The following is a 6,289-nucleotide window of genomic DNA, read 5'->3' on the forward strand; positions in this document are numbered from 1 at the left end:
AGAAGGGGCCCCGAGGGGCCCCTTTTTCATGCCTGTAACGATCAGGGCACGATCAGGATCTTGCCGTCGCGCTCGCCGCTGGCGGCCGCGGCGATCGCTTCCTTGATCTGGCTGACGTTGTAGGTCGCGGCGATGCGCGCCTTGAGCTTGCCGCTGGCGATCAGCTGGGTCAGCTCGCCGAACACCTTCATCTGCTCGGCCGGGGTAGCCTTCTGGAACCACTTGGCCAGCCAGAAGCCGCGCAGGGTCACGTCACGGAAGACGAAGGAGGAGGCCGAAACCTGGCACGGCTCGCCGCTCATCAGGCCGTAGTTCACCAGGGTGCCGCCCTCGCTCAGGCAGGCCGCCACGTGGTCGGTGGACTTGCCGCCGACTGCGTCGATGCCGAGCATCACCTTGGCACCGCCGGTGGCCTCGCGCACGCGCTTGTGCAGGTCGGGGCCGTCCACCAGCACCACGTCGCCGCCTTCGGCCTTCAGGCCGGCCACGGCCGCTTCACGGCGCACCACGTTGATGGTCTTGAAGCCGCGCAGCTTGGCCAGCTGGATCAGGTAGCCGCCGACGCCGGAGTTGGCGGCGTTCTGGATTACCCAGTCGCCCGGCTGCAGGTCGACGAACTGGCTGAGCAGCAGGGATGCGGTCGGCGGGTTGATGGTCATCATCGCCAGCTGCTGCGGATCGGTGTCCGGCAGCGGAATCAGTTTGGCCGCGGGGGCGTGCAGGTGGGTCACCCAGGTGCCGCAGCCGACCGGCAGCAGCACGGTCTGGCCGACCTTGACGTTGCTCACGCCTTCGCCCAGTTGCTCGACGCGGCCGACACCTTCGTTACCGCCAACGGCTGGCAGCGGCGGCAGAATGCCGTATTCGCCGGTCAGGGTGAGTACGTCGGAGGGGTTGATCGGTGCGGCCAGCACCTTGATCAGTGCCTGGCCTGCCGCCAGCGGTGGCAGTTCCAGCTTGACCGCTTCGATCACGTCCTGCGGGACTTTGCCGCGGTGTTGGTATTCGGCTTTGAGCATGGCGGTTCTCCTTGGACCACGGGCAGTTGAAGGGCAGAGTCTAGCTGCAAGCGACCGCGGCGCGATGAATCGGCCGGCATACGCTTGGCTGATGGCGCCGGTTACCCGCCAGCCCCTATGCTAGGAGGACGATCAAGGGGAACCCTATGCTTTCTCGCGTGTGGCCGTGGTTGTGGTTGCTGCTGGCGCCGGCCGTGATGGCGGAGCCGTTGCGCATCGGTTTCGGCACGCACAAGCCACCCTATGTGTTCGAGGGGCTGAGCCGTGGGCTGGAGTACGAGATCGTGGTGGCCGCGGTGCGCGCCACCGGCCAGGAAGTGGAAGTGCGCTATGCGCCGATGGAGCGCCTGCACCTGGCCATCAGCCGCGGCGAGCTGGACGGCATCGCCACCACCAACGCCTACAGCGGGGTCGAGGCCTTCTATTCCGAGCCCTACATCCATTGCCAGAACGTCGCCATGGCGCTGTCTTCGCGCAGCTACCGGATCAACAGCATCGCCGACCTGGGGCGCTATTCCATCAGCACCTTCCAGCGCGCGCGCCACCTGCTCGGCCCGGAGTTCCAGGCCATGGCCGAGGCCAACCCGCACTACCGCGAGGAGGCGCAGCAGATCAACCGCAATCGCCTGCTCTACAGCGGCCGTATCGACGTGGTGGTGGGTGATCCGCGGATCATGCGCTACTTCAATCGCGAGGTCGGCGAGCAGGTCGACACCACTCAGCCGGTGACCCTGTACATGCTGTTCCCGCCGACGGCCTACAGCGTCGGCTTCCGCCTCAAGGAGCAGCGCGAGCGCTTCGACCGGGGCCTGGCAGCGATCCGCGCCAGCGGCGAGTACCTGCAGATCGAGCAGCGCTACGCCGACTACTGATCAGAACTTCTCGTTGAGCCCCAGGTAGCGCCACTGGCCGGCCGGCACCTTGGCCAGACCGGTGCGGCCGAAGCGCAGGCGGCGGATACCCAGCACCTGCAGGCCAACGCTCTCGCACATGTAGCGCAGCTGGCCTGGCTGTACCGCCTTGATGGCGAAGCGCAGGCGCGTCTCGCTCTGCCAGCTGACCTTGCACGGCGGGATGGTCACGCCCTTGTAGCTCAGGCCAAAGGCCAGGCGCTTGAGGCCTTTCTCGTCGAGGCTGCCGGCCACGTCCACCAGGTATTCCTGCTCCAGCTCCGCGCCTTTCTCCTTGAACAGGCGCTGCACCGCATGGCTCTGGCTGAACACCAGCAGGCCGCTGGCGTCGGTCTCCAGCGGGGTGAGCAGCTCCAGGCGGCGCAGGTGGCGCTGCAGAGGGCGGATGCCGCTGGCGTCCTCGCTCCAGTGGTAGTCATGGCTAAGCAGTTGCTGGGTGGAGTTGGCGCCCAGACCGCAGCCAAGGCCGACCGGCTTGTGCAGCAGCAGGGTGATTGGCGGCTGGGTCTCGGCCTTGGCGCCGGGCAGCAGCACCACCTGTTCATTGGTGACCGGGTGCTGCGGCTCCTCGATCACCTGGCCGTCCACCGTGACCCAGCCTCCCTCGATGTACAGCTCGGCCTCGCGCCGCGAGCAGGAGGTGAGCTGGATCAGGCGCTTGGAAAGGCGTTCGGCTTCGGTCATGGCGGCGGGTGTCACATCAGGAAATGAAAGGCATTGTACCCGGCCTGGGGCAGATGCCGGGATTGCGCTACAAGAGTAGCCAGCGAAAAAGGAGGACTGGCATGAGACAGATACTGGCATCCCTGAGCGCGAGCGCACTGCTGGCGCTGGCGCCGCTGGCCGAGGCCGACGCTGAGCGCAGCGAACTCGGCGAGCTGCAACTGACCGAGGTGGCCGGCGGCCTGGAGCATCCCTGGGCCGTGGCGTTCCTGCCAAAGGGGCAGGGCAGCCTGATCACCGAGCGGCCGGGGCGGCTGCGCTGGCTGAATGAGCAGGGGCAGCTGAGCGCGCCGCTGGGCGGGGTGCCGGCGGTGTATGCGCGTGGCCAGGGCGGACTATTGGACGTGGTGCTGTCGCCGGACTTCGCCACGGATCGCCTGGTCTACCTCAGCTACGCCGAGGCCGACGCGGAGGGCGAACAGGCCGGTACCGCCGTGGGCTACGGTCGCCTGAAGGAGGACATGAGCGGCCTGGAGAGCTTCCAGGTGATCTTCCGCCAGCAGCCCAAGCTGTCCCAGGGCATCCACTTCGGCTCGCGGTTGGCCTTCGATCGCCAGGGCCAGCTGTTCGTCACGCTGGGCGAGAACAACCAGCGCGCCACCGCGCAGGAGCTGAACAAGCTGCAGGGCAAATTGGTGCGGCTGCTGCCGGGCGGTGGCGTACCGCCGGACAACCCCTTCATCGGCCGCGAGGGTGTGCGCCCGGAGATCTGGTCCTACGGCCATCGCAATCCCCAGGGCCTGGCACTCAACCCCTGGAGCGGCGAGCTCTGGTTGCACGAGCACGGCCCGCGCGGCGGCGACGAGATCAATATCCCGCGCCAGGGCCTGAACTACGGCTGGCCGCTGGCGACCCACGGGGTCAACTACAGCTTCCTGCCGATCCCCGAGGCGGAGGGCGAGCAGGTGGCCGGCACCGAGGCGCCGCATCATGTGTGGGATAAGTCGCCGGCGATCTCCGGCATGGCCTTCTACTCCGCCGAGCGCTTCCCGACCTGGCAGAACAGCCTGTTCATCGGTGCGCTGGCAGATCAGTCGCTGATTCGCCTGCGCCTGGACGGCGACCAGGTGGTGCATGAGGAGCGTCTGCTGAAAGGCAAGGACTGGCGCATCCGCGACGTGCGCCAGGGCCCCGACGGCTATCTGTACCTGCTGACCGATGCAGCGGACGGCAAGCTGATTCGCCTGGGGCTGATCAAATAAAGCTGCGGCCTGTCAGTGGGCCGCAGCCTCCATGGCCGAGTCGACTTCCTGGTTGGCCACCAGCTCTGGCGGCAGCGGCTCGGTAACCACGCTGAAGTCGCTGATGCGGATGGCACCGCGGCCCTCGCCGAGCAAGTGGAAGGAAAACGCCTTGCGCGTTTCCGGGTTGTCGAAGTCGAAGCTCAGCTCGACGCTCTCGCCGCGCTTGAGCGCCGGCAGGCTCGGGATGACCAGGTTGTTGTTGCGGTCGAACTCCTTGGTCAGCAGGCGCAGGGCCGCGCCATTGCGGTCCAGGCGCACGGCCTCGATCTTCAGGGTCACGCGGGTGCGGGTGCCCTTGGGCATCTCCAGGTACTGGGCGCCGATCAGGTTGTCCGCCCAGTCGTCACGCGACTCGACCTTGAGGTCGATGCGTTCGCGGTTGGCGAACTGGTAGCGCTGGCCGATCTGCCCGCCGGTGATGGACTGGTCGAGCAGGGCGGCGCGTTGGCTGACCAGGCGCGCCTGGCGGCCGCTGACGCGGCCCAGGTACTTGGCCGAATCGGCGATGAAGCCGCTGCTCTCGTAGCGCCGGCAGACCTGTTGGAAGTTGCACTCGGTGAACACCTTGCCGTCATGCTGGCGCAGCAGGCCGTTGGTGTAGGACATGATCTCGCGCGGTGTTGTGTAGTCGCGGAACAGCGAGCGGCCGGCGATGTTGTCCGGCACCGGCAGGTCGAAGTAGTCGAGCACCGAGGCGGTCAGGTCGACATGGCCGTACACGCCCGATTTCACCTTGGGCAGCTTGTCGGCATCCGGCGAAAGCACCAGGTTGAAGCCCCAGGCCGAGGCCAGGCGCACGTTCTCCAGGCCGTGGGACTCGTCGGAGGTGACGATGACCAGGGTGTCCTTGAGCACGCCCTGTTTCTCCAGGCCGGCGAGGAAGTCGGCCACCGCGTCGTCCAGGTAGCCGATGGCGGCCTGCTTGGCGGTGGGGTAGCGCTCCAGGTACTCCTTGGGTGCGGAGTAGGGCTGGTGGGTGCCGACGGTGAGCAGGGTGAGCATCCACGGCTGCTTGTCCTGGCGCAGCTGCTTGACGTACTTCAGCGCACCCTCGAAGTAGGCCTTGTCGTCCATGCCCCAGGGGAATTCCAGGTACGGCTTGTTCTTGAACCAGTCGCGGCCGCTGGTCTTCTCGAAGCCCATGTGCGGCATGATCTGGTCCTTGGCCATGAAGCGCAGCCCGGCGCCCTGCAGGAAGTGGGTGCGGAAGCCCATGGCGCGCAGCTGGTTGGGCAGGCACTGTTGGTTGCGGGTCTGGCTGTTGAGCAGCTCGACGCCCTTGGGCGTGCCGGAGTCCAGCTTGCTGTAGTCGCCGCAGAGCATGGCGTACAGGCCGCGGATGGTCTGGTGGCTGTGCAGCACATAGTCGGGGGTGGTCATGCTGCGCTCGGCCCACTCGCTCAGGCGCGGCATCAGGTCTTCCTGATAGTGGCTGCCGATCAGCTGGCGGTTCTTGGCGATATAGGCGCCGGGGATGCCCTCGAGGGTGACGATCAGCACGTTGCGCGCCTTGCCGCCGCCTGGCAGTAGCGGCGTGCCGGCCAGGTCCAGCTTGGTCAGGCCGTCGATATCCGGCGGCAGGCCGGACTCGTCGCTGGCGTACCAGCGGTCTTCGAGGGCCACGCGGGCGCGGCTGACACCCTCGGCCAGCACCTTGTGCGGCAGATTGAACAGGCGCCACTGGTCGTCTTCGCTGGGCTCGACGTACTGCTCGACGGCATGCCCGAGCAGCAATGCGACCGGCAGCGCGTAGGCGTAGCGGGGGATCTTCGGCCCCTGGCGGCGGCCGAGCAGCAGGCAGGCCAGCACGGCGATGACCAGCGCGCCAGCCATCAGCGGATAGCGGATGCCGCTGCCCTGGGTGGACTGGCTGACGAACTGCGGGTCGGTCAGGTACTTGATGTCGCTGGGTTCGGGCATGCGCCCCACGGCGTTGATCAGCTCGGCATTGCTCAGCAGCAACAGCGCCCAGGCGATGGCCAGCGGCGCGGCCAGCAGGGGGCGGCGATAGCACAACAGCAGGAGCAGCCCACCGATGCCCAGGTCTGAGACATAGCCTGGCCAGCTCGACCAGCCCAGCCAGTAACGGCAGGCGATGGGCAGCAGAAGGAATAGCGAGCCGAGGGCCAGAAGGGACGCGGCAGGATACGGCAGCCAGCGACTAGGAAGGTGCACAGGAGCTCCTGAGATAAGGCAGCGAGAGTCCGTGTCATTCAGACAGATGGGCGGGGCCGAAGTTTTGCGGCCTGCCATGATTTTGAAACAAGCTCGTGTTAAGCGCTAGCCACTGCTGTATCAGCATGCTGCCAGGGGTGACGTGCGGTAAGGGTCTGTTAGCGCTTCGGCGCAAGCCGCGTTGCTGCGAAAAATCTCGCCAGGCTAGGCGTGGGAC

Annotated in this window: 5 protein-coding genes; 2 read left to right on the forward strand and 3 right to left on the reverse strand. The window is 66.8% G+C overall.

The window, feature by feature from the left end; genetic code table 11:
• Positions 1–41: 41 nt before the first annotated feature.
• Positions 42–1,019, reverse strand: coding sequence for a zinc-dependent alcohol dehydrogenase family protein (locus tag IP89_RS20465; RefSeq protein WP_043311583.1), 978 nt, complete (start codon positions 1,017–1,019; stop codon positions 42–44).
• Positions 1,020–1,165: 146 nt separating this feature from the next.
• On the opposite strand from IP89_RS20465, the gene IP89_RS20470 reads away from it, so the two are divergent.
• On the forward strand, positions 1,166–1,891 hold the full coding sequence (locus tag IP89_RS20470) for an ABC transporter substrate-binding protein (RefSeq protein ID WP_043311584.1): 726 nt from the start codon (positions 1,166–1,168) through the stop codon (positions 1,889–1,891).
• On the opposite strand, the gene IP89_RS20475 is transcribed toward IP89_RS20470, so the two are convergent.
• A complete protein-coding gene (locus IP89_RS20475; protein WP_043311585.1) occupies positions 1,892–2,614 on the reverse strand; it encodes an rRNA pseudouridine synthase in 723 nt (240 codons plus the stop codon).
• A 101-nt stretch (positions 2,615–2,715) separates the two neighbouring features.
• On the opposite strand from IP89_RS20475, the gene IP89_RS20480 reads away from it, so the two are divergent.
• The gene (locus IP89_RS20480; RefSeq protein WP_043311586.1) at positions 2,716–3,855 is read left to right on the forward strand and encodes a PQQ-dependent sugar dehydrogenase; all 1,140 of its coding nucleotides are present in this window, start codon (positions 2,716–2,718) and stop codon (positions 3,853–3,855) included.
• A gap of 12 nt (positions 3,856–3,867) precedes the next feature.
• Here the strand turns inward: IP89_RS20480 and IP89_RS20485 are convergent, their stop codons facing one another.
• Positions 3,868–6,072, reverse strand: a complete 2,205-nt coding sequence (locus IP89_RS20485) for an LTA synthase family protein (RefSeq protein ID WP_043311587.1) — start codon at positions 6,070–6,072, stop codon at positions 3,868–3,870.
• Positions 6,073–6,289: the final 217 nt, after the last annotated feature.

Source organism: Pseudomonas sp. ML96, from assembly GCF_000761545.1.
Classification (GTDB): Bacteria; Pseudomonadota; Gammaproteobacteria; order Pseudomonadales; family Pseudomonadaceae; genus Aquipseudomonas.